Annotated in this window: 17 protein-coding genes; 6 read left to right on the top strand and 11 right to left on the bottom strand. The window is 62.3% G+C overall.

All coding sequences use genetic code 11. The features are described from left to right. Positions 1-141: 141 nt before the first annotated feature. Positions 142-825 (top strand): response regulator transcription factor, encoded by a 684-nt coding sequence (locus ACIPO9_RS10425; protein ID WP_274132829.1) that lies wholly within the window; start codon positions 142-144, stop codon positions 823-825. After that, entirely contained in the window at positions 803-2197 is a 1395-nt protein-coding gene (locus tag ACIPO9_RS10420) for a sensor histidine kinase (RefSeq protein ID WP_400780689.1), read from the top strand. Before ACIPO9_RS10425 ends, ACIPO9_RS10420 begins: the two co-directional genes overlap by 23 nt. Before the next feature lie 229 nt (positions 2198-2426). Here ACIPO9_RS10420 and ACIPO9_RS10415 read toward each other — a convergent pair whose 3' ends face one another. The 4 genes from ACIPO9_RS10415 to ACIPO9_RS10400 form a co-directional block, all read right to left on the bottom strand. Then, entirely contained in the window at positions 2427-2837 is a 411-nt protein-coding gene (locus tag ACIPO9_RS10415; RefSeq protein ID WP_274132827.1) for a hypothetical protein, read from the bottom strand. A 156-nt stretch (positions 2838-2993) separates the two neighbouring features. Then, the gene (locus ACIPO9_RS10410; RefSeq protein ID WP_400780687.1) at positions 2994-3839 is read right to left on the bottom strand and encodes an amidohydrolase family protein; all 846 of its coding nucleotides are present in this window, start codon (positions 3837-3839) and stop codon (positions 2994-2996) included. A 54-nt stretch (positions 3840-3893) separates the two neighbouring features. Then, a complete protein-coding gene (locus ACIPO9_RS10405; protein ID WP_400780684.1) occupies positions 3894-5183 on the bottom strand; it encodes an MFS transporter in 1290 nt (429 codons plus the stop codon). Positions 5184-5359: 176 nt separating this feature from the next. Then, positions 5360-6091 (bottom strand): GntR family transcriptional regulator, encoded by a 732-nt coding sequence (locus ACIPO9_RS10400; protein WP_274132824.1) that lies wholly within the window; start codon positions 6089-6091, stop codon positions 5360-5362. 230 nt (positions 6092-6321) lie between these two features. On the opposite strand from ACIPO9_RS10400, the gene ACIPO9_RS10395 reads away from it, so the two are divergent. After that, entirely contained in the window at positions 6322-7188 is an 867-nt protein-coding gene (locus tag ACIPO9_RS10395) for a hypothetical protein (protein ID WP_400780681.1), read from the top strand. A gap of 15 nt (positions 7189-7203) precedes the next feature. Then, the gene (locus ACIPO9_RS10390) at positions 7204-8541 is read left to right on the top strand and encodes an endonuclease/exonuclease/phosphatase family protein (protein WP_400780679.1); all 1338 of its coding nucleotides are present in this window, start codon (positions 7204-7206) and stop codon (positions 8539-8541) included. A 135-nt stretch (positions 8542-8676) separates the two neighbouring features. Here the strand turns inward: ACIPO9_RS10390 and ACIPO9_RS10385 are convergent, their stop codons facing one another. The 5 genes from ACIPO9_RS10385 to katG all read right to left on the bottom strand — a co-directional run bounded on the left by ACIPO9_RS10385 (position 8677) and on the right by katG (position 16496). After that, the gene (locus ACIPO9_RS10385) at positions 8677-11121 is read right to left on the bottom strand and encodes a TonB-dependent siderophore receptor (RefSeq protein ID WP_400781061.1); all 2445 of its coding nucleotides are present in this window, start codon (positions 11119-11121) and stop codon (positions 8677-8679) included. Between the two features lie 137 nt (positions 11122-11258). Continuing rightward, a complete protein-coding gene (locus ACIPO9_RS10380) occupies positions 11259-12263 on the bottom strand; it encodes a FecR family protein (protein ID WP_400780676.1) in 1005 nt (334 codons plus the stop codon). 49 nt (positions 12264-12312) lie between these two features. After that, positions 12313-12813 (bottom strand): sigma-70 family RNA polymerase sigma factor, encoded by a 501-nt coding sequence (locus ACIPO9_RS10375; protein WP_274132816.1) that lies wholly within the window; start codon positions 12811-12813, stop codon positions 12313-12315. 625 nt (positions 12814-13438) lie between these two features. Further along, a complete protein-coding gene (gene yfcF, locus ACIPO9_RS10370; RefSeq protein WP_400780674.1) occupies positions 13439-14062 on the bottom strand; it encodes a glutathione transferase in 624 nt (207 codons plus the stop codon). Positions 14063-14234: 172 nt separating this feature from the next. Next, positions 14235-16496: a catalase/peroxidase HPI gene (gene katG / locus ACIPO9_RS10365; RefSeq protein ID WP_400780673.1), complete on the bottom strand. Its 2262-nt coding sequence runs from the start codon at positions 16494-16496 to the stop codon at positions 14235-14237. A gap of 278 nt (positions 16497-16774) precedes the next feature. On the opposite strand from katG, the gene ACIPO9_RS10360 reads away from it, so the two are divergent. Beyond that, positions 16775-17209 carry a GNAT family N-acetyltransferase gene (locus ACIPO9_RS10360; RefSeq protein ID WP_400780671.1) on the top strand — a complete coding sequence of 145 codons (435 nt, stop codon included), beginning with the start codon at positions 16775-16777 and terminating at the stop codon, positions 17207-17209. 20 nt (positions 17210-17229) lie between these two features. On the opposite strand, the gene ACIPO9_RS10355 is transcribed toward ACIPO9_RS10360, so the two are convergent. Next, complete coding sequence (locus tag ACIPO9_RS10355) at positions 17230-18171, bottom strand: DMT family transporter (RefSeq protein WP_400780669.1); 942 nt, start codon at positions 18169-18171, stop codon at positions 17230-17232. Between the two features lie 92 nt (positions 18172-18263). Here ACIPO9_RS10355 and ACIPO9_RS10350 point away from each other — a divergent pair, with 92 nt between their 5' ends. Continuing rightward, positions 18264-19208, top strand: a complete 945-nt coding sequence (locus ACIPO9_RS10350; RefSeq protein WP_400780668.1) for a LysR substrate-binding domain-containing protein — start codon at positions 18264-18266, stop codon at positions 19206-19208. A 7-nt stretch (positions 19209-19215) separates the two neighbouring features. On the opposite strand, the gene ACIPO9_RS10345 is transcribed toward ACIPO9_RS10350, so the two are convergent. Beyond that, a complete protein-coding gene (locus ACIPO9_RS10345; protein WP_400780666.1) occupies positions 19216-21621 on the bottom strand; it encodes a TonB-dependent receptor in 2406 nt (801 codons plus the stop codon). Between the last annotated feature and the right edge of the window lie 164 nt (positions 21622-21785).

Below are 21785 nucleotides of genomic sequence, written 5' to 3'. Positions count from 1 at the left end.
ATGACACACCGCAATCGCGGGCAAGCGCGCTCCTACGGGGAGATGCGCCGGCATTCACCTTCTTAAATTATTTTTAAGAAATAGCAGCTACGTTTAAAGGCAAACTACAGCCTTCAGTCACTACGTGGTTCATAAAGCCCCATGACCCGAATTCTGACAATCGAAGACGATGCCGTCACCGCAAAGGAAATCGTCGCTGAACTCAGCAGCCATGGCCTGCATGTCGACTGGGTCGACAACGGCCGCGAAGGCCTGGTGCGTGCCGTCAGCGGCGATTACGACCTGATCACGCTGGACCGCATGCTGCCGGAAGTCGATGGCCTGGCAATCGTCACCACCATGCGCGCACTGGGTATCGCCACGCCGATCCTGATGATCAGCGCCCTGTCCGATGTCGACGAACGCGTGCGCGGGCTGCGTGCCGGTGGCGATGACTACCTGTCCAAGCCCTTCGCCTCCGACGAGATGGCCGCCCGGGTCGAGGTGCTGCTGCGCCGCAGCAACCCGGTAACCCAGGCCGAAACCATGCTGCGGGTCGCGGACCTTGAACTGAACCTGATCACCCGCGAGGCCAGCCGCGCCGGGCAACCGCTGAACCTGCTGCCCACCGAATACAAGCTGCTGGAATTTTTGATGCGCAACAGCGGCCAGATCATCACCCGCATGATGATCTTCGAGGAAGTCTGGGGTTACCACTTCGACCCTGGCACCAACCTGATCGACGTTCATATCGGTCGCTTGCGCAAGAAAATCGATCCCCCTACCCTGACGCCGCTGATACGTACCGTTCGAGGCTCAGGTTATGTCATTGCCGAACCCGTCTAAGGGCTGGCGCTCCTCCAGCAGCCGTCTGCTGGCGCTCTACAGTTTTCTGTTCGTGGCCTGGAGCAGCATCCTCATGGGGGTGCTGTACTGGGAAGTCACCAGTTACCTGAACACCCTGGCCCGGCACTCGCTGATGCAACGCCAGCAGCTGTTCTCGCGCTTCGAAGGCGCGCAACTCGATGACGCCCTGCGCACCAGCGACAAGTTCGACATCCGCACCGTGGACGCCTACGGCCTGTTCGACGACAACCTCAAACCCATCAGCGGACCGATCCGCGAAATTCCCGAAGGCCTGGCCCTCAATGGCCAGATCCAGGAACTGGACACCTGCATCGATTCCGACGACCCGAACCTGCCGCCCGCCAGTTGCGACGCCGTGGCGATCCACACCATGGACAACCGCTGGCTGGTGCTGGTGCGCGACAACGGCTCACTGTTCGCGGTCACCACCCTGATCCTGCGCGCGCTGCTGTGGGGTATTTCCCTGACGATCCTGCCTGGCGCCTTGGGCTGGCACCTGCTCAGAAGACGGCCGCTGCTGCGAATCCGCGCGATCCAGGCCAGCGCCGAGGCGATAGTCACCGGGGATCTGACCCGCCGCCTGCCGGTGTCTAACCGGCGTGACGAGCTGGACATGCTGGCCGACATCGTCAACGCCATGCTCGACCGTATCGAGCGGCTGATGAACGAGGTCAAGGGCGTCTGCGACAACATCGCCCACGACCTGCGCACCCCGCTCACCCGCCTGCGGGCGCAGCTTTACCGGATTCAGCAACAATCGGCCGAAGACTCGCCCCAGGGTGAGCAGATGGCCCAGGTCATCGCCGACGCCGACACCCTGATGGCGCGCTTTCGCGGGCTGTTGCGCATCTCCGAGCTGGAAGACCACCAGCGCCGCTCCGCGTTCGGGCAGCTCGATCCGGCGCCGCTGTTGCAGGAATTGCATGACTTTTACCTGCCGCTGGCCGAGGAAGGCCGCGTTTCGTTGCATCTGAAAGTAGCCGAAAACCTGCCACCGGTGGTGGGCGACCGCGCCCTGCTGTTCGAAGCGCTTTCGAATTTGCTGAGCAACTCGATCAAATTCACCCCGGCGGGCGGTCAGGTGCTGTTGATCGCCCGGGCCGAGGGCGAAACCACCTTCCTCGAAGTCCAGGACACCGGCCCCGGCATCCCCGACGCCGAACGCGATGCAGTGTTCAAGCGCTTCTACCGCAGCGAAACCGGCAACCAGCAGAGCGGCTTCGGCCTGGGCCTCTCCATCGTCGCGGCCATCGTCAACCTGCACGGCTTCAAACTGCGCATCGGCAACAGCCCCTCCGGCGGCGCGAGTCTGGTGCTGGAGTGCCGGCAGGTGTTGGCGTTGGGTGCATGACCAGAAATCTTGTTGTCTACACGGTCCGTAGCAGCACGGCTTGCCGGCGGGAGCGATCTTGAGGACGTCCCCGCGGGCAAGCCCGGCTGCTACAGGAGATTTGTGTAGCCCATAGAGTCCGTAGCAGCACGGCTTGCCGGCGGGAGCGGTGGGTCAGACAAAGATGTATTGCCTGACACGACGTCCCCGCCGGCAAGCCGTGCTGCTACGGGATAGTGTTACGAGAACATCACCCCGGCATGCAGGTGAAGTCTCTGGTGCGGCCCAACTGATGGCCTTGGGCGTCTTCGAGTTTGACGCTGTATTCCTCGCCCAGGCTCGATTCCACCAGTTTGTAATGCTCGCCAGCCTTGAACTGGTTGAAGCGGATGCCGGCCTCGCAGTTCATCTGGCCATCGTCGCCGTTGCCTTCGACGATCAGGTTGACATCAAGCTTATGGGCACCGGGTTTGACGTCGAAGTAACGGCCGTCATTCAACCGGTGGCCGTCCACATCCTCGGCCATCAGGACACCGGACGGTTCTTCCTGCAAGCCGATCCAGGCTTCGCTCGGGTCAGCCTTGGGCATGGGGCCTGCGCAGCCCGACAGCACGGCGACCAGGCCCAGCATGGGAACCAGCAATAACGAATTGGCGTTCATGGAACATTCCTCGACAGGTTGAAAATGCCCCGGACCCGGAGCGATTCTCTAGGTACCCAGCCTGCGCCCGAGGCCCATGAACGACAAATGAATACCCCATGAAACTGTGAGTGCGCCTGACTAACGATTTGTTCATCTGGCTGACAGCTGCGGGAATCAGGCCTCGACCGGCGCAAAATCAAACAGCACCTGCGGCGCCTCGATCAACAGCGAGCGCATCGCCTGGGCCGAGCAGCCCAGCGCCCGCAGTTGCTCGACGACGCTGGCGTAGCACACCCGGCCTTCATGCTGGGTGTGGGGCCAGTCGCTGCCCCAGACCATGCGCTGGGCACCGAAGCTCTGCTCCAGCAACGGCAGGGCTGCTTGGGCGAATTCGAGGTTTTCTTGTTCGTTGCCGTCCAGCCGATAGATGCCGGAAACCTTCATCCACAACCGGCCACTGAGCCCCAGTTCCAGCATTTTTTGAAACCCCGACTGATCCAGCCCCAGCCGCGCATCGGGACGCCCGAAGTGATCGATCACCACCTTGATGCCGAACGGCATCAGCCCGCGCACCAGGGTCGGAATGTCCGCCACGTGGCGATGCAGTTCCACATGCCAGTCAAGCTCGGCGATGTGCCCGAACAGCACCTTCCAGGCAGGCTCGGAAAAGTCCGGCAGCGCCTTGCCCATCAGGTTCAGGCGAACGCCGACCACGCCCAGCCGATCCATCGCCTCAAGCTCCGCGCGGCTGATGTCACGCTCGACCACCACCACACCGCGCAACTGCGTCGGCGCCTGTTTCAGGGCATCGAGCAGGTAGCTGTTGTCCGTGCCCAGAAAGCTCGGCTGCACCAGCACGCCGTGGCTCAGGCCGTGGACCTGCAGGTTGTGCCGGTACATCGCCAGGGTGGCATCGTAGTCGGGCGAGTAGCGTCGTGCCGAAGTCAGATCCAGCTCCCTGCTGAATACATGTGCGTGGCCGTCAATGCCAATGATCGACGCGGGAAAGGTATCGGACATGGGTCTCATCTATCAGAGGACGCGCGCAGCACCGGGCTGCGCGCAACAGGAACATCAAGCGCTGGCGGTTTCGTTGCGCGGGGTCGGGCCCTGGGTCGGGGCGGCGGTGTTTTCCAGGCTGCGACCGCGGGTTTCCGGCAGGCACAGCGCGGCGAGCACAGCCACGCCGTAGGCGATACCGGCATCGATACCGATGGCCGAACCCAGGGACATCGACTCGCTCATGTGGCCGACCAGGAACGGAAACACCGAGGACAGGACGCGACCGAAGTTGTAGCAGAAGCCCACCCCTGCCCCGCGCACGTCAGCCGGGTACAGCTCGTTGAACAGTGCGCCCAGGCTTGCCGGAATGCCGGCAGCGAAGAAGCCCAGCGGGAAGCCCAAAAACAGCATCTGGGTGTTGGTCAGCGGCAGGAAGACGTAGCACTGCACGGTGATCACGCAGCACAGGGCGAACAGCACGATGTTCATGCGGCGGCCGATGCGGTCGATCAGGAAGCCGCTGGCCACGCAGCCACACCAGAAGGCGACGATGATCACCGCCAGGTAACCGCCGGAGTTCAGCACCGACAGGTTGCGCTCGGTCTTGAGGAAGGTCGGCAGCCAGGTCATGACCGCGTGGTAACCGCCGTGGGCACCCAGGCCCAACAGGCCGCCGAGCAAGGTCACGCGCAGCAGTTCAGGACGGAAGATCCCGGCCAGGGACTTGAAGAAACTCTGCGGGATGGCGTTGGTCTTTTGCAGGCGCTGGAAGCTGTCCGGCTCCTCGACGTTGCGACGCACCCAGATAATCAGCAGCGACGGCAGCAGGCCCACCAGGAACATCACGCGCCAGGCGATATCGGCCGGGACGAACGAGTAGATCAGGGTGAACACGCCCACCGCCAGACCCCAGCCCACGGCCCATGCGCTCTGCACGGTGCCCATGACCTTGCCGCGGTATTTGGGGTTGATGGTTTCAGCCATCAATACGGCGCCTGCGGCCCACTCGCCGCCGATACCGAAGCCTTGCAGCGCCTTGACAACCAGCAGCGAGCTGAAGCCGGTGACGAACGCCGAGAGGAAGGTGAAGAACGAGAACCAGAGGATCATCCATTGCAGGGTGCGTACCCGGCCATAACGGTCCGACAGCGTGCCGCCGACCCAGCCGCCCAGCGCCGAGGTGACCAGGGTCACACCGCTGATCAGGCCCGCGTCGCCCTTGCTCAGGGCGAAGGCGGCGATCAGCGCCGGGATCGCCAGGCCGAACATCTGGACTTCAAGGGCATCCAGCGACCATCCGCCGAAACAGGCCCAGAACGTTTTACGCTCCCGAGGAGTGACTTGGCGATACCAGTTGAACATGGTTCTTGTCCTTATACGTGTGATGCGGCAGTTGTTGTTCAGCCCGTTCTCAAGTGACGGGCTTGATCCGAATCCGTAGGAGCGCGCTTGCCCGCGACCGCGGAATGTCTGCGACAACGTCTGACCTGACACGACGCAGTCGCGGGCAAGCGCGCTCCTACAGGGGGTATTCAGCCCTAGCGAATATCGACGCTGTAGCGGAAGTGGCTGGCATGGCCACGGGAGCGGCGCCATTCCAGTGGTTGACCGGCGTAATTGCGCGCCAGACGCTCGATCACCACCACCGGGCTGCCTGCGGGCACCTGCAGCAGCCGGGCGTGCACGTCGCTGATGGCCTCGGCGGTGAGGGTTTCCTCGGCGTAGGCCACCACCTGTCCGCACAGCTCTTCGTAGATGGGGTACAGCAGCGGGCCCTGTTTGCTCAGGTCGATTTCCAGCAGTGTCTGGAACTGCACCTGCGGCAGCCAGATTTCCTCCGCCAGCACCGGTTGCGCGTCCAGCAGACGCAGGCGGATCATGCGGATCACCGGGGCTTCCAGCGGCAGGCCAAGGGCCTGGGACACGGCCGAAGGCGACGTCACGGCATCGATGGACAGAATGCGGCTCTCCGGCACCTGACGCTCGCCGGACACGCTCTGGAAACGGAAGAAACGGAACAGCGAAGACTGGAACTGCGGACGGCGAATGAAGGTGCCGCGCCCCTGCTGGCGTTCCAGGATATTCTCGCCCACCAGCATGTCGATGGCCTTGCGCACCGTGCCGGTGGACAGGCAATACTCGCTGGACAACGCCGCTTCGGTAGGAATCGCCTCCCCCGGACGCCAACGGTTATTGGCGATCTGTTCGGCCAACTGGTCACGAAGGCGCTGGTAGAGTGGCAGGCGGACATCACTGGACAGTCTATTCATGGGAGGTGCTTCGCTGTTGTAGTTATATAGTCATCTATATGAATCTGAGCGAAGTATTATCCCGTTACAAATCATCGTCAAGGCCTGGGAACGTCCGTTCGGCGTATTTCTCAGCTCAGCGTCTCACTTTACAGATCAGCCTTTCCCACAGATCAGCGGGGAAGTACCCGGCAGCTTACCTCTGCAAAGCGTGACTAAGTGAGGTTTCCCTTTTTCAGGAATCCTCGGTCATGAATCTGAACTACACCCAAAATCTGCACGGCATTCTCAGCGGGTCCACCTTGCTCGATGAAGCCTCTTCGGAAAGCTGCCGCATGGTGCTGCACAAAGGCACTCTGTATTGCGCCTACCTGAGTGGCGGCGAAATCAGGCTAAGCAGCCGGCAGTCCTCATCAGCGCAGTGGAGCCTGGGCACACCGAGTACTGGCCTGGTCAGCACAACCTTACCCGGGCTTGCGTCTTTCAAAGGCCAACTGGTCATCGTTTACAAGAACACATATGGCAACATTGCGGTGTGCAAGTACAACGAAACGGCGCAGACCTTCATTCAGACAGCAGTGCTAACAGATGGGCTGTCACAGACACCAACGTTCTCGGTCCTCAATGGCGTGCTGTTCATGTTCTACAAACACCCTGGTTTTTCCAGCGTTTTTTACCGAACAACCGCCAATCTTGTCACCTGGACAACGTGGAAAGTCCTTCAGAAAGACAAGGACATCAACATCTCCACCTTTCTGAGCCCTGTGGCAACCCTGTACCAGAACCTGACTCATCTGATCTATGAAGATCGTGACGACAAGAAGGTCTATCTGCTCAAAAGCGATGGTGAAAACTGGACGAGCAGCATCCTGCTGATCAACAAGCGATATGGCCACTCCCCGGGCCTTGCGGTCCATAACGGACTGCTCAAGCTGATCTTCATCGGGAAGAACAATCGACTGGATCAATACACCTACGATGGCAACGCCTTCAGCCCCGCCATACCCAGCAACGGGCTTCTGTGCGGGTCGGGAAGTCCGGCACTGGCCGTTCAGGATGGCGCACTGGTCGCGGTTTTCCCCGGCTACGTATCCCCACCCACCGCTTCGGCATCCTGATCGTGAGTCCCGCCCATGCCCGTTGACAGCACGATTCACGACTACACCTCGATGCAGCTACTGCCATCCTTGAGCGCAACAGATTTCGAGACACAGCTGGAAGTCATCGTGACCGATATCTTCGCCCTGCTGCCCACCAACCCCGAGACTGCACGGCATACGGCTGCCTGGCTGGTTTACTACCTGTCGACCCATTGCATGCGCAGCGCCAACGACCCCACGCAACGCAGCTACGCACTGGTTCTCAGGTCAACCTTCAGTCGCCTGTACAACGAAGCCGGGATCATCGCTCACATCAATGCCGTGCACCCGCGGGACAGTTACCCGCTGTTGCTGAGCTTCTATCACCTTCACCACGCATTCATCATGAACGGCATGCGGGCGCCCTTTGGTCCTCAGACCCTCGATTACGGCGACGCCCTGAGAATGCTGCAGTTCGCCGTCGGTGCCGCGCACGGTCCCTGGCATGCCCGGATCAGCCTGCAAGGCGGCATCCGTGATTATTACCACGCCCTGATTCGCGACGATGGTCAGGACGCGTTGATCGAACTGGGCAGACCCCCTGTCGCAGGGAATCATCCGGTGAACGTCGCAACCTGGAACATGCAGGGTGCTGCGGAAGCGACCGATACCAAGTGGCGCACGTTCGTCCTGCAACTGGCTCGCGCCAATGCGGTGGTGGCCTTGCAAGAGGTGGGTGTTGTACCAAACTCTGCAGTTCATGCGACTCCGATCGTCGTTCTGGACCAGTTCGGCACAGCGTTCCAGATAGAGCATTACCATTGGAACGCCGGAACGGTCACGCGCCCGGAGTGGTACAGGATCTTCTTCATCGATGTTCAACGCCTGCGGGTTAACCTGGCCATCGTCGTCTCGCTTGCCAGCGGACTGGATATCGTGCGACCCGTGGTGATTTCCGACGGTTTGCCAAACAGCGAGAGCGGCCGATTCAATCGCCCCGCGCTGGGCCTGCAGCTACGTTTCCGGTCAGATTCCCAGGAACTCTTCAGCGTCTACAGCTTTCATGCGATCTCCGGTGGCGGTGTCAACGCTCCGCGCATGCTGCGCGAGGTCAGTTGGCACACGCCTTCGCGCTTTTTCATGACAGGAGACTTCAACAGGGATCCACGCCAAGGCCCACCCGGTTCAACGCAGCGACGAGGCAACTGGATTTCCCCTCCCGACATCGCGCAACTGGCGTTGCCCGCTTCCGAAACCCACCCCAGTGTCGCCCCGCTGAACATGCTCGACTATGCCGTGGTCAACGGCACTGAGCCTTCAACTGGCAGAGTACTCCCGGCGGGACCGTCCGATCACCGGGCCGTGAGTTTTCGGTGCAATTTCCCGGGCTGACCCGGGCCAAACCGATTGCCAGATAACCCCGTAGCAGCACGGCTTGCCGGCGGGAGCGGTGTGTCAGACAAGAATCCATTGCCTGACACGCCGCTCCCGCCGGCAAGCCGTGCTGCTACGGGATATGGATCGACCTTAGAACCCCACGCTCGCCTGCACGAAGAAGGTACGCGGCTGGCCCAGGTAGATGCCTGAGTTGTTGTCGCTGGAACGAGTGAAGTACTGATGGTCGAAGACGTTCTTCACCCCTGCACCCAGCTTCAGGTTGGACATCGTCTTGCCGAAGTCATAGGCGCCGCGCAGGTTCCAGGTCACGTAGCCGGGGATGTTGCCGTACTGGCCGTCAGCCGAGGGTTCGGTGATGTAGTTGCCATTGAAGCTGCCATCGGCGTTGGTGCCGGTGCCCGGGGCGCGCTGTTTCGATTGGGCGAAACCGTCGAGGTTGTAGGTCCAGCGGTCGACTTCATAACGCAGGCCCACGGTGGCCACCTGACGGGAATAGAACGGCAGGTCGCGGCCCTTGAAGCCCGGAATGTCGCCTTCATAGGTGGCGCGGGTGTAGGTGAAACCGGCGTTGGCGGTCAGGCCGGCCAGGCGTGCATCCAGGGCGCTGAGGTCATAGTGCGCCGAGGCCTCGATGCCCTGGTGCTTGGTGGCGCCCAGGTTGGTCCAGCCCACGTCGTTGCTGATGTATTGCAGCTCGTCGTCGAAGTCGATGTAGAACGCCGTCACCTCGCCGCCCCAAGTGCCGTTGTCGTAACGGGTGCCGAGTTCGTAGGTCTTGGCCTTCTCCGGTTGCAGGCCGCTGGCGGTGTCATTGCCGATACCGCCCTGGGCCACCTGGAAGTATTGCAGGCTGCCGAAGGAAGTTTCGTAGTTGGCGAACAGTTTCCACTCGTCCGACAGGTGATACATCACGCTCAGCGCCGGCAGCGGCTCATTGTTGTTGACGCTGCGGTCCTTCTCCTGCACCCGCACACCGTTGGTGCCCAGCACCGGGCGTTCGTGCCAGTCAGTGCTGATGCGCTCGAAGCGAATGCCCGGGGTGATGGTCCATTTGCCCACGTCGATCTTGTCGTCGATGTAGAACGCCGTCGCTTCGGTGCCGCCGGTGCGGTCCTGATAGACGTGCCCGTCGGAGCCAGGAATCGCCACCGGGGTATTGTTGACCAGGCCCAGGCGCGAAGCCTGCTCGTGCATGGCTTCTTTCAGATAGCGCGCCCCCACGCTGACTTCCTGGGTGGTCGGCCCCAGATCCAGCACGTGGGATACCCGAGGCTCGATACCAAAGGTGTGGTAGCTGCGCGGGAACGAACCCAGGGTCTTCTGATCGCGGGCCGCAATGTTGCTGCCACGGAAACTGTCGGTGTAATAGGTCAGCACCTCGGCCTGGGTCGAGTCGTCGATCTGACGCTTGTACTTGATCGACACGTCCTTGCGCCGCCCCGTGAAGTTGTCGTAATCGCGGTCGGACTGGTACGGGTTGGCGTCGAACTGGCGCTGGGTCAGGCCGCCCGGCATGTCGGCCTTGGCGTCGTAATAATGGAAGTTCACCGACAGGTCGTCTTCTTCGGTCAGCGCCCAGTGAGTCTTGAGCAGTACGTCGTCGATGTCGTTGTCGTTGTTGCTGGATCGATAGCCATTGCCATTGACGGTGGAGTACAGCAGGGCCGCGCCCAGGCCGTTGTCCGCCGTGCCGCCGATGAACATGGTTTCCAGATTCTTGTAGCCACCGTGGCGGCTGGTTTCGATGGTACTGCTGAGGTCACCGCTGAGTTTTTCAGGGATGGCGCGGGTCACGAAGTTGATCACGCCGCCGACGTTCTGCGGCCCGTAGCGCACGGAACCGGCGCCGCGCACCACGTCGATGCTGTCCAGGTTGCCCGAGGAAATCGGTGCCATGGACAGTTGAGGCTGGCCATAGGGGGCAAATGCCGCCGGCACGCCGTCAATCAGCACGGTGGAGCGTGGCGACAGGCGCGAAGTCAGGCCGCGCACGCCGACGTTGAGGGAAATGTCGCTGCCACCGGTGCCATTGGACTCCTGCACCTGCACGCCGGGAATCCTGCGCAGCACATCGCCGACGTTCTGCGCGCCCTGCTCGACCATCGCCTGACGACGCACGACGGTACGTGCGCCGGGGTGGTTCTGCACCACCGCCTGGTCGGCATCGCCCAGCCAGTCGCCCACCACCTTCACTTCCATCGGGGCGATTTCCATGCTGCCAGGGGTCGCGGCGGCGCTGGTTCCGGCAGGCTTGAGCACCACGGTGTCAGCGGACATCTCGTAATCCAGCCCACTGCCCTTGAGCAGGGAACGCAGGGCCTGCTCCGGCGACAGGTTGCCATCGACTGCCGGGGCCTGCTTGCCGGCGACCAGATCAGGACTGAAGAATAATTGCAGGGAGGTCTGCTGACCCAGTTGACTCAACGCAGCGCCCAGGGACTGAGCCTGGATGTGAATGGCGGTCGGCGCGCCTTCGGCAAAACTGTTGCTCGCCCCCGTGCCCACGGCAAAGGCCAGCACCCACGGCAACCAGCGGGAAGATGGCGAAGATGGCAGTGAGCGACTGACAGCCAGTTGAAGCGCGTTGAGTCTATTGTTTTTCACGTCGTTTCTTGTCCTGAAGTCCAGAATGCGGAGCCTGTCTGCGAATTTTTGAATGCTAAGCAATCGCAGTTGGACAAGAAGACGAAGGGCGCGAAAAAAACCTGAATCTATTTTGAAAAAATTTCCTGGCTGCCATCGGCCAGGGTTCGCACGGCCACTGGCAGGATGCTTGGCAAGGCGCGCAACAGAGCGTCTGTGTCATCGGATTTGAACACGCTGGTCAGGCGCAGGTTCTCGGTTTTGCCCGGTGCAACCCGCAGCGGTTTTTCCCGATAACGCGACACGTCCCGAACCACATCCTTGAGCGAGGCATCGTTGAACACCAGCTTGCCGCCGCGCCAGGCGGTGATCGCTGCGGTGTTGACCGCCGATGCCGGGGTCACCTTGCCGCTGGCGTCGATGTTCGAGCCCAGCCCTGCGGTCAGCGTGACCTGGTTGCCCGGCTCGTCGGCACGGCCCTTGACCTTCACCGTGCCGGATTCCACCACCACCTGGGTCAGGGCCGGATCGCGGCGCACATCGAAACGGGTGCCGGTGACTGTCACCGAGCCCTGGCCAGTCTGCACCACGAAAGGTCGCGAAGGGTCGTGTTCGACGCTGAACATGGCCTCGCCTTCGGCCAGCTCGATCTGCCGGCTGTCGCGGTAGAAATGCACCTTCATGCGCGTGCGGCCATTGAGGTCCAGCACCGAGCCATCGGGCAAGGCCACCTGGCGCCGTTCACCCAGGACCGTGGCGAACTCTTCGCTGTAGTCGGGCTTGGGGTTCACACCCAGGTACAAGGCACCTGCGCCCACCATCGCCACCAGGCTGGCGGCCACGGCGTAACGGATGAACGCCCTGCCCGTCGCGGGTTTCGGAGGGCGCAACAGCGTCGGCGCGTCGGCTTCGCACAGGGCTTCAAGACGGGCACGGGGCAGCAGGTCGGCGGCGCCCCAGAGGTTGTGCAACAGGCGGATTTCATGGGCATGCTGGTCATGCTCGGCCAGCCAGCTTTCGAAACTGGCCCGCTCCTCGGCAGGCAGGTCACCATCGCGCGAGCAGGCGAACCAGAAGGCCGCCTGATCGCGTACAGCATCGGCGCCACATGGGCATTCACGGTCCGTCGTCATGGCATTTCCTGAGCTGATAAAAGGCGGGCCTGTTCCCGATGACAAAGCTTCATTTCGCCGAGGCGTCCAGCCGGTCACGCAGATGGCGAAGTGTGCGGATCATATACTTTTCCACCATGTTCTTGCTCAAACCCAGCCGTTCGGCGATTTCGAGCTGGCTCAAGCCTTCAAGCTTCTGCCAGATGAACACCTTGCGGCAATTGAGCGGCAACTCGGCCAACGCCCGCTCGACGGAGTCGGCCAGTTGAACGGCATGCATGAACGCCTCCGGGTCACCTTCGTGGCCGGCTGAACTGTCGATGGAGTGTGTTTCCAGCTCCTGGCGCCGGTCTTCCCGTCGCCAGGTGTCGACCGCGATGTTGCGGGCCGTCTGGTGCAGATACGCGCGAGGCTGCTCGACGCTGGCCCCACCCGATTCCAGCACGCGCACGAAGGCGTCATGGGTCAGGTCTTCGGCCTGATGACGGTTCTTCAGACGGCGAGTCCAGGTGCCCACGAGCTCTTCGTAGTGATCAAGAAAGCCTTTGCTTCGCGGCAGCTTGAGGGTCATGGGATGGGGGCATGGGGAGAAAGGCGCGAATGGTAATAGTTATTATTAAAACCCGCAATGCGCGTGTCTCTCCCGGCACAGCCCTGGCAGGCGCGCCGTGGCGCCTGATGGGGATATCAGCCCGGCGGGATGGTCGCCAGCATGCCGATGCCGATGGTCAACGCCAGAAATCCCAACAGAAAAAGCGTCATCTTGCCCATGGGGCCACCTCTCATTGACAGATTTGCGGTACAGGTGAAAACACCTGCCTTCAAGGTTCGAGTCCGGATTGGCCGAAGCCTTGATGTGGGTTCAATTCTGGAGGGATGGGCTGTTTCAGTACAGATTCAGGTTGATGTGAAAAATACGGATCAGATGAATATCTAATCCTGCTCCGGTATGCACAAGACCCCAGGATGATCGCATCATCCAAGGTGTACCGATAACCTGTGGGAGCGGGCTTGCCCGCGAAGGCGTACGACCTGACGCCTTGATGGTGCTTGATCCACCGCCTTCGCGGGCAAGCCCGCTCCCACAGATCCGAGCCGGGCAAACATCGGAGGTACACCTGAAAACCGTAGCAGCACGGCTTGCCGGCGGGGCGATTTCAAGGACGCCCCCGCGGGCGATGTGGTGTCTTGAGCACTCAGCGCGAGAGGTTCAGCCATGCCTGAACGCTGGGCCGCTGCCATTGGCGTTGTGCGTACTGGACCAGCGCAGGCGGCACGTCGTCGCCGTTGAGAATCAGGCGATTGAGCATCAGGGCCAGGTCCACGTCGGCAATCGACCATTCACCGAACAGGTATTCCCGGCCATCGGCAAGCAAGGTGCTGGCGGCGTCGAACAGCTTGCTCACGGCTGGCGCTGCGTCGGCGGTCAGCGGTGGCCGCTTTTGCCCGCAGAACACCACTTCCGTCGAGCGCTGCTGACGGATGGGCATCAGGTCACTGCGCAGCCAGGCCTGGATCTGCCGCGCGCGGGCGCGCTGTTTGATGTCTTGCGGGAACACCGGCGCCTGCGGAAACGCCTCTTCCAGATACTCGATGATCGCGCTGGATTCGGACAGGGCGAAATCCCCCTGCACCAGGGTCGGCACGCGCTGGGTCAGCGACAGATGGGCATAGTCTTTGGCCTGATGTTCGCGGGCACCCAGGTCCAGGGCAATCAATTCGAAATCAATGCTCTTTTCCTTGAGCACCACGAACGCCGACATTGCGTAGGGGCTGGTGTATTGGGCATCGACGTACAAGCGAGTGCGGGCAGTGTTCACGACTTGATCTCCATATTCAGGGAACGCAATGACAGGAGACGCAAAGCTACGAGAACGCCCGCGCCCAAGACAAATCAATGTTTTTCATGGGCCCAGTCCCGAGCGGAATACAAACGACAACGCCGCCTCAAACGGCGGCGCTGTAGTTCACTCAAGCCAGGCCGAGCCCGGATCAGGCCAGGTCGAAACGGTCCAGATTCATGACCTTGGCCCAGACTTTCACGAAGTCCTTCACGAACCGTTCCTGCGCATCGGCGCTGCCATATACCTCGCTCAGGGCCCGCAACTGCGCGTGGGAGCCGAACACCAGATCCACGCGGGTGCCGGTCCATTTCACTGCACCGGTCTTGCGATCACGGCCCTCGAAAGTCTCGTTGCTCGGTGAGGTGGCCTTCCATTCCACGTTCATGTCCAGCAGGTTCTTGAAGAAGTCGTTGGTCAGCGCTCCCGGTTGCTGGGTGAAGACGCCGTGCTTGCTCTGCCCTGCGTTGATGTCCAGCACCCGCAGGCCGCCCAGCAGCACGGTCATTTCCGGCGCGCTCAGGGTCAGCAGTTGCGCCTTGTCGACCAGCAGTTTTTCCGCCGACACCTTGTACTGCCCTTTCAGGTAGTTGCGGAAACCGTCGGCGATGGGCTCAAGAAAGCCGAACGATTCAACGTCGGTCTGCTCCTGCGACGCATCGGCGCGGCCCGGCGTGAACGGCACGCTGACACTGTGCCCTGCGTTCTTCGCCGCCTGCTCGACGCCCGCAGCACCGGCCAGAACGATCAAGTCCGCCAGCGAAACGTGCTTGCCACCGGCGTTGAACCCCGACTGGATGCCTTCAAGGGTGGAGAGCACTTTAGCCAGTTGTTCGGGCTGGTTAGCCGCCCAGTCTTTCTGTGGCGCCAGACGCAGACGCCCGCCGTTGGCGCCGCCGCGTTTGTCGGAACCGCGGAAAGTGGAAGCAGCAGCCCACGCGGTGGACACCAGTTGCGACACCGACAGCCCCGATTCCAGCACCTTGGCCTTGAGCGCAGCCACATCGCTGTCGCTGATCGGCGGTTGCTTGGCGTCCGGGATCGGGTCCTGCCAGAGCAGTTCCTCACCGGGCATTTCCGGGCCCAGGTAGCGTGCCAGCGGTCCCATGTCGCGGTGGGTGAGCTTGAACCAGGCGCGGGCGAAGGCGTCGGCCAGTTGCTCGGGGTTTTCCTTGAAGCGCCGGGAGATCGGCTCGTAGATCGGGTCGAAACGCAGCGCCAGGTCAGACGTCAGCATGCGCGGTTCCTGCCGTTTGGCCGGATCGAAGGCGTTGGGAATCTGCCCCGCGCCTGCGCCGTTCTTGGGTTTCCACTGATGGGCGCCGGCCGGACTCTTGGTCAGTTCCCAATCGAAGTTGAAGAGGTTTTCCAGGTACTCGTTGCTCCACTTTGTCGGTGTCGAGGTCCAGGTCACTTCCAGGCCGCTGGTAATGGCATCGATGCCCTTGCCGCTGCCGAACTTGTTGCGCCAGCCCAGGCCCTGCTCTTCCAGGCCTGCGGCCTCGGGCTCTGCGCCGACGTTGTCGGCCGGGCCTGCGCCGTGGGTCTTGCCGAAGGCGTGGCCGCCGGCGATCAGCGCGACGGTTTCCTCATCGTTCATGGCCATGCGGCCGAAGGTTTCACGAATGTCGATGGCGGACTTCACCGGGTCCGGGTTGCCTTCCGGGCCTTCGGGGTTGACGTAGATCAGGCCCATCTGCACGGCGCCCAACGGGTTCTCCAGAATACGCTCGCCCGAGTCGGTGCGGCTTTCTTCTTCCGGCCGCTTGGCAGGCTCGGCTACCAGATCGCCCTGGCCCGGTTGCTCCATGGCCTTGTGCGCGCCGTAGCGTTCTTCACCGCCGAGCCAGGTGGTTTCCGAACCCCAGTAGACGTCTTCATCAGGCTCCCACACATCAGGCCGCCCGCCAGAGAAACCAAAGGTTTTGAAGCCCATGGATTCCAGCGCGACGTTGCCGGTGAGCACGATCAGGTCGGCCCAGGAAATGTTGCGGCCGTACTTCTGTTTCACCGGCCAGATCAGGCGCCGGGCCTTGTCCAGGCTGACGTTGTCCGGCCAGCTGTTGAGCGGCGCAAAACGCTGCTGCCCCGCGCCTGCGCCACCCCGGCCATCGGCGGTGCGGTAGGTGCCGGCGCTGTGCCAGGCCATGCGCACGAACAGCGGGCCATAGTGCCCGAAGTCGGCTGGCCACCAGTCCTGGGAGTCAGTCATGACCGCCAGCAGGTCCCTTTTGACTGCGGCGAAGTCCAGGCTCTTGAAGGCCTTGGCGTAATCGAAATCCTCACCCATCGGGTCGGACAGGGAAGAATGTTGATGCAGGATCTTCAGGTTCAGCTGGTTCGGCCACCAGTCACGGTTCGTCGTGCCACCACCGGCTGCATGGTTGAACGGGCATTTCGATTCAGTTGCCATGTTTGATCTACCTTTGGTCGGTGTCACCCGGCCCCCCCACAGCCACTGGAGGCTGGATGAACTCAGTAGTTTTTTTATCGCCTTATCAGGTTTGAACTGGACGGCAATCGCCGACGCTAGATCAAGGGTAGACGCCTTCTCCCAGAGGTCTAATAGTCAGAGCATTCGGCCCTGATAGAGAGACTCTGTTAACCGCGCCTGGCCTTGCAACAGGGCTGTCATATCTAGCACTCATGGCTCTGCTACCCTGCCCGGCCACCCTGTGCACAGGACCTGCCATGATCCACATCCGCATGATGACCCTGGACGATTACGATGCCGTGATTGCCCTGATGAATATGACCCCCGGCATTTCCATTCGCGACGCCGACTCGCGGGAAGCGACCGCCCGCTACCTGGCGCGCAACCCGGGCATGAGTTTCGTCGCCCAGACCGACTCAGGCCTGTGCGCATGCGTGATGTGCGGGCACGACGGGCGACGGGGTTATCTGCAGCATTTGCTGGTGCTGCCGGATTACCGGGGCCAGAACATTGCCAACCGCCTGGTGCAGCGCTGCCTGTCGGCGCTTGAAACATTGGGTATCGAAAAATGCCACCTGGACGTGCTCAAGACCAACCACCCCGCTGCCGAGTTCTGGCAGCACCAGGGCTGGAAACTGCGCACCGACATCGACCGCTATTCCTTCACCCGACCGGGCAAAGACAACGCCTGAAGCAGTTCGAGGCAACGGGCTCAGCAGCTCGGCAGCTTGACCGCAGGCACCCGATGGCGGCTGGCCGCCCAGACCACGCCGCCGACCAGCAGCGAAATCGACAGCAGTTCCATGAGGCCGGGGAAATGCCGGGTGTAGATGAACCCGTAGACACAGGCGAACAGCGTCTCCATGACGATCAACTGGCCACTCAGTGACGAGGCCATGCGCCGCGAGCAGGCGTTCCACAAGCCATTGGCCAGCCACGAGCCACAGAATGCCAGGTAAGCGCAGACCCAGAAGAACGTCATCCAGCGGCCGCTCTCGACCTGGCTCGGCATGAGGTCGGGAAACAGCAGCAGCGCCACGGCGCCGAACAGCACCGCGACAACGCCGGTGACGATACCCATCAGGGTTGACCACTCGCTGCTGTTGAACTGGCTCTGCCTGAGGTAGCGCGCGTTGCGCGTGGCGAACCAGGACCAACTGAAGACCGCGCAGAACCCGCACGCCAGGCCCAGCGCCTGGGACCACAGGGAGCTGCCCGTTGCGGCGTTCGCCGTGTGCCCGAGGCTGATCGATGAAATGCCGAGGAAGACCATCAGCAGCGGCAGCTTGAGTTTGCCAAGGGGCAGCGAGCCTGCGTCGCCTCGGGCAAGGTAGGTGATCGCGATCGGCATCGTGCCGTTGATCAGCGCGCCGGCGGTGACCCCGCACAACTGGATCGCCGCGCCCAGCAAGGCGTAGTTGAGTACGTTGCCGGCCAGCGACAGGCGCAGCAGCAACATCAGGTCGGCGCGGGTGAGCCTGGCGAACAGGCGTGAGGCGAACGGCAGCGCAATCAGCAGTGAAATCAGGCCGTACAGGGCAAAACGCGCGCTGCTGATCAGCACCGAGCTGAATTCCGGCAACAGCGAGGGGCCGATGATCACCCCGCCCCAGATGGCAGCCGCCAGCAACGCAAACCCGATCCCGCTGTTCATGTGTTCGACTCGAAAGGCAGTTTGCCCAGATTCTATCGGTGGCCAAACCTGCGCACATGCGATAAAAAGTCAGCGACACATTCCCCCACGGAATGTCACGGACATCCCGAAGCCCCTGGAGAGTCGCCATCAACCGCTACCTGCGCACCCTGCCGCCCCTGGAAACACTGATCACCTTCGAGGCGGTCGGACGTCACGCAAGCTTTACCGGCGCGGCCTCAGAGCTGTTCATCACGCAAAGCGCCGTGAGCAAGCAGATGCGCCAGCTGGAGGCTTCGGTGGGCGTGGCGCTGTTCGAGCGCAAACCCCGTGGGGTCGCCCTGACCCAAGCGGCAGAGGAATTGCTCGTGACGGTCAACGTGATGCTCGCCAGCCTCTACCAGAACGTCACGCGGATCCGTAACGTGCACCAGTCCAACGCCGTTTCGGTGCTGGCGACCCACGCGCTGGCGCAGTTCTGGCTGTTTCCCAGGTTGATCGAATTCAACAAGGCCTACCCCGACATCGCCGTGCACGTGCATGCGATCAACGAAATCGACGAGGCCAGCCTCAACGACTTCGACCTGGGCGTGCTCTACGGCGCGGGTGAATGGGCGTCGCTGAACAGCGATTTCCTGCTGCCAGAGATCGTCTACCCCGTGGCGCACCCGTCACTGAACGTTGCGGGTATCCAGACGCTGGAACAACTGGCGAAAGCCAACCTGGTGCAGATCGATACGTCGGCCTGGCATTGTCTGGATTGGCAACAGTGGTTCAGACACCTGGGGCACGACTACCTGCCGCCGGACAAGGCACCTGTGTTCAACCAGTTGACCCTGGCGTTTCGCGCCGTGCAGCAAGGCATGGGCATCGGCCTTGCCTGGACCTTCATGGGCGACGAAGCGATCGCCAAGGGTGAACTGCAACGGGTGACCGACTATGAATGCATCACCGGGTTCGGCGAGTACCTGGTGTCGGTCAGGCACCGCAGTCTGTCGCCCTCGGCCGAGGTCTTCCGCCATTGGCTGCTGGCGGCGACTGCGGCCGAGGCCGGCTGATTGGTCATCAGAAGCCGACGGTCGCCGACAACAGATAAGTACGCGGCGTGGCCAGGGTCAGGCCCGGTTCGCTGTCATCCGATGCACCGGCCGAACTCCAGTAGCGCTTGTCCAGTACGTTCTCGACGTTGGCCCGCAGCGTCACCGACTTGCCTTCGACCTTGAAGGCATAGCGGGCGCCGACGTCGAAGCGCTCCCACGAGTCGATCTCCTTGCTGTTGGCCTGATCCAGGTACTGCGAGCTTGAGTAGATGCCGCGCCCGGTCAACGTCAGGCCCTGCACCCCCGGCACGTCGTACTCGGCGCCCAGGTTGACGTTGTACTTGGGGGTCGCCGGGGCGCGGTTGCCGTCGAAGGTGCCGTTGGTGGTGTGGGTCAGTTCGCTGTCGATGTACATCACACCGCCCAGCAGGCGAACGCCCTTGAGCGGTTCGCCAAACACCGTGACCTCGGCACCGTCGTTCTGGCGCTTGCCGTTGGGGCCGAACACACGCGTGGTGGAATTGGTCTCGTAGGCAGGCTGCTTGATGCGGAACACTGCCGCCGTCAGGCCAAAGGTGCCCTGATCGTACTTGGCGCCGAACTCGACCTGGCGGCTGATGAAGGGCGGGAAAATCTCGTCTTCGTTGATCGAGGTTGACGGCGCGATCTTGCCCTGGCTCAAGCCCTCCATGTAGTTGGCATACAGCGAGACCTGGTCGGTGACCTTGTAGAGGATCCCGCCCGAGGGCGAGACCTTTTCCTCGTCATAGGACGTGATGCCCTTGACGCCATCGGACCAGTCATCGACCTTGACCCGCTGCCAGCGCGCGCCAAGGGTCAGCAGCAAACGGTCATCGAAGAACCCCAGGGTGTCGGACAGCGCCACGCCGCTGAAACGATTTTCGGTGTAGACCCGGGCGTCCTGGCGCGTGGGGTTGACGGGCGTTGGCGTGTCCACCGGGTTGAACAGGTTGCTGGGCGCCGAGGCGTAGCGCGCACCGCCGTTTTCGAAGTCCATGTAGAAGTAGCTGGCGGCCAGGTTGAGCTCGTGGCTGACAGGGCCGGTGTGGAACCAGTTGCGCACGCCAGCGGTGGCCGTGCGCACGTTTTCGTCCCGGGTGAAGTCCCGGGGCTGGACGCTGAAGTCACCGGCGTTGTTGGTGATCGACACGGCGTGGCGCAGGAAGTCGTGATTGCTTTTGCGCGCCCCGACGCCGCCGTAAAGCATCACCGATTCATTGACATCGTACTCGGCGTTGACGGTGCCGAAGGTGTCTTTGGTGCGTGCCTTGCTCCAGTCCTGGGCGTAGTTGTGCCGTACGTCGTTGGGGTTGGGCACCCTGGCGTTGGTGCCGATCTGCACCCGCTCCTGCGGCGCGTCGGTGTCGCGCTCGGTGTGGCCGACGTCGGTCGAAAGGCGCAGCCGGTCTCCGCGAAAGTCCAGGCCGAGCACGGCCATTTCCCGGTCGACGCTCTGGTGGTCCCATTCGGTGTCACCGGACTGTTTCACCCCGTTGAAGCGGATCCCGAACTGGTTCTCGTCGCCGAATCTGCGGCCCACGTCCAGCGCGCCACCCACCTGATTATTGGAGGCATAGAGGGTGGTCAGTTCGGTGAGGGGCGTGTCACCCGCCCGCTTTGGCACTACGTTGATCCCGCCGCCCACACTGCCTCGTGGCGAGATGCCGTTGATCAGTTGGCTCGGCCCCTTGAGCACATCGACCCGCTCGGCCATTTCCATGTCGATGGTGTAAGTGGGCAGCACGCCGTACAGGCCGTTATAGGCCACATCGCTGTTGAACAGGCTGAAGCCGCGAATGGTGAACTGCTCGTAGCGCCCGCCTGCCGGGTTGGTGGCGCGAACCGACGGGTCGCTGGCGATCAGGTCACCCAGGGTGCGCGCCTGTTGGTTCTTGACCGTTTCCTGGGTGTAGGTGGTCATGCTGAACGGGGTGTCCATGAAGTCCTTGTCGCCCAGCAGCCCCTGGGAACCGCGCCGCGCCACCTGGCCGCCGGCGTAGGACTGGCCGTCGCCGGCCCCCGCCGTCGCGCCGAGAATGGACGTCGGCGCCAGTTGCAGGCTGCTGCCTTCCGGCGCGGGGGTCAGGGTGTAGGCCTGCTCGCCCACCGGCACCAGCGCAAGGCCGGAGCCTAGCAGCAGGCGGCGCAGGCCTTCTTCCACGCCGTATTCGCCGGACAGGCCTGGGCTGTCATGGCCGCTGACCAGCGCCGGGTCCACCGAAAGATTGACCCCGGCAAGGCCGGCAAACCGGGTCAGCGCTGCGCCCAATGAGCCGGCTGGCACCTGATAGCTGCGGCGCTGGGTAGCGTCAGCCCAACTGGTGGCGGCCAGGAAGGGGCTTGAGCTCAAGGTGAACAACAGCCCCAGGTGCAGCAGCGGGCGCAAGCGATAAGGCGAAACGGCGGACATAGAGGAAAGCTCTCGTATTTTGTTCAATTACCTTCAATGACCGGTGAGGTTGAAAAAGGGGACAGGGGGATGTGTTTTCTTTTTTGAACCTGGGCTGATTCAAGACCGCTCCCGCGGGCAACCCCGGCTGCTACGGGGGTTGGGGTGTTGCCGGGATTTGCGTC

Origin of the sequence: Pseudomonas sp. NPDC090203, from assembly GCF_044746765.1 — a bacterium.
Lineage (GTDB): Bacteria > Pseudomonadota > Gammaproteobacteria > Pseudomonadales > Pseudomonadaceae > Aquipseudomonas > Aquipseudomonas putida_AD.
The sequence above is the reverse complement of the archived record's forward strand: the minus strand, read 5'-3'. Positions and strand labels throughout refer to the sequence as shown.

Coding starts and splice junctions, on each gene's coding strand:
- ACIPO9_RS10375 (WP_274132816.1), bottom strand. CDS start 12,813: ATGACCCTCAAGCTGCCGCGAAGCAAAGGCTTTCTTGATCACTACGAA.
- ACIPO9_RS10390 (WP_400780679.1), top strand. CDS start 7,204: ATGCCCGTTGACAGCACGATTCACGACTACACCTCGATGCAGCTACTG.
- ACIPO9_RS10420 (WP_400780689.1), top strand. CDS start 803: ATGTCATTGCCGAACCCGTCTAAGGGCTGGCGCTCCTCCAGCAGCCGT.
- ACIPO9_RS10415 (WP_274132827.1), bottom strand. CDS start 2,837: ATGAACGCCAATTCGTTATTGCTGGTTCCCATGCTGGGCCTGGTCGCC.
- katG (WP_400780673.1), bottom strand. CDS start 16,496: ATGGCAACTGAATCGAAATGCCCGTTCAACCATGCAGCCGGTGGTGGC.
- ACIPO9_RS10410 (WP_400780687.1), bottom strand. CDS start 3,839: ATGTCCGATACCTTTCCCGCGTCGATCATTGGCATTGACGGCCACGCA.
- ACIPO9_RS10350 (WP_400780668.1), top strand. CDS start 18,264: ATGTCACGGACATCCCGAAGCCCCTGGAGAGTCGCCATCAACCGCTAC.
- ACIPO9_RS10380 (WP_400780676.1), bottom strand. CDS start 12,263: ATGACGACGGACCGTGAATGCCCATGTGGCGCCGATGCTGTACGCGAT.
- ACIPO9_RS10345 (WP_400780666.1), bottom strand. CDS start 21,621: ATGTCCGCCGTTTCGCCTTATCGCTTGCGCCCGCTGCTGCACCTGGGG.
- ACIPO9_RS10360 (WP_400780671.1), top strand. CDS start 16,775: ATGATCCACATCCGCATGATGACCCTGGACGATTACGATGCCGTGATT.
- ACIPO9_RS10405 (WP_400780684.1), bottom strand. CDS start 5,183: ATGTTCAACTGGTATCGCCAAGTCACTCCTCGGGAGCGTAAAACGTTC.
- ACIPO9_RS10355 (WP_400780669.1), bottom strand. CDS start 18,171: ATGAACAGCGGGATCGGGTTTGCGTTGCTGGCGGCTGCCATCTGGGGC.
- ACIPO9_RS10425 (WP_274132829.1), top strand. CDS start 142: ATGACCCGAATTCTGACAATCGAAGACGATGCCGTCACCGCAAAGGAA.
- ACIPO9_RS10395 (WP_400780681.1), top strand. CDS start 6,322: ATGAATCTGAACTACACCCAAAATCTGCACGGCATTCTCAGCGGGTCC.
- ACIPO9_RS10400 (WP_274132824.1), bottom strand. CDS start 6,091: ATGAATAGACTGTCCAGTGATGTCCGCCTGCCACTCTACCAGCGCCTT.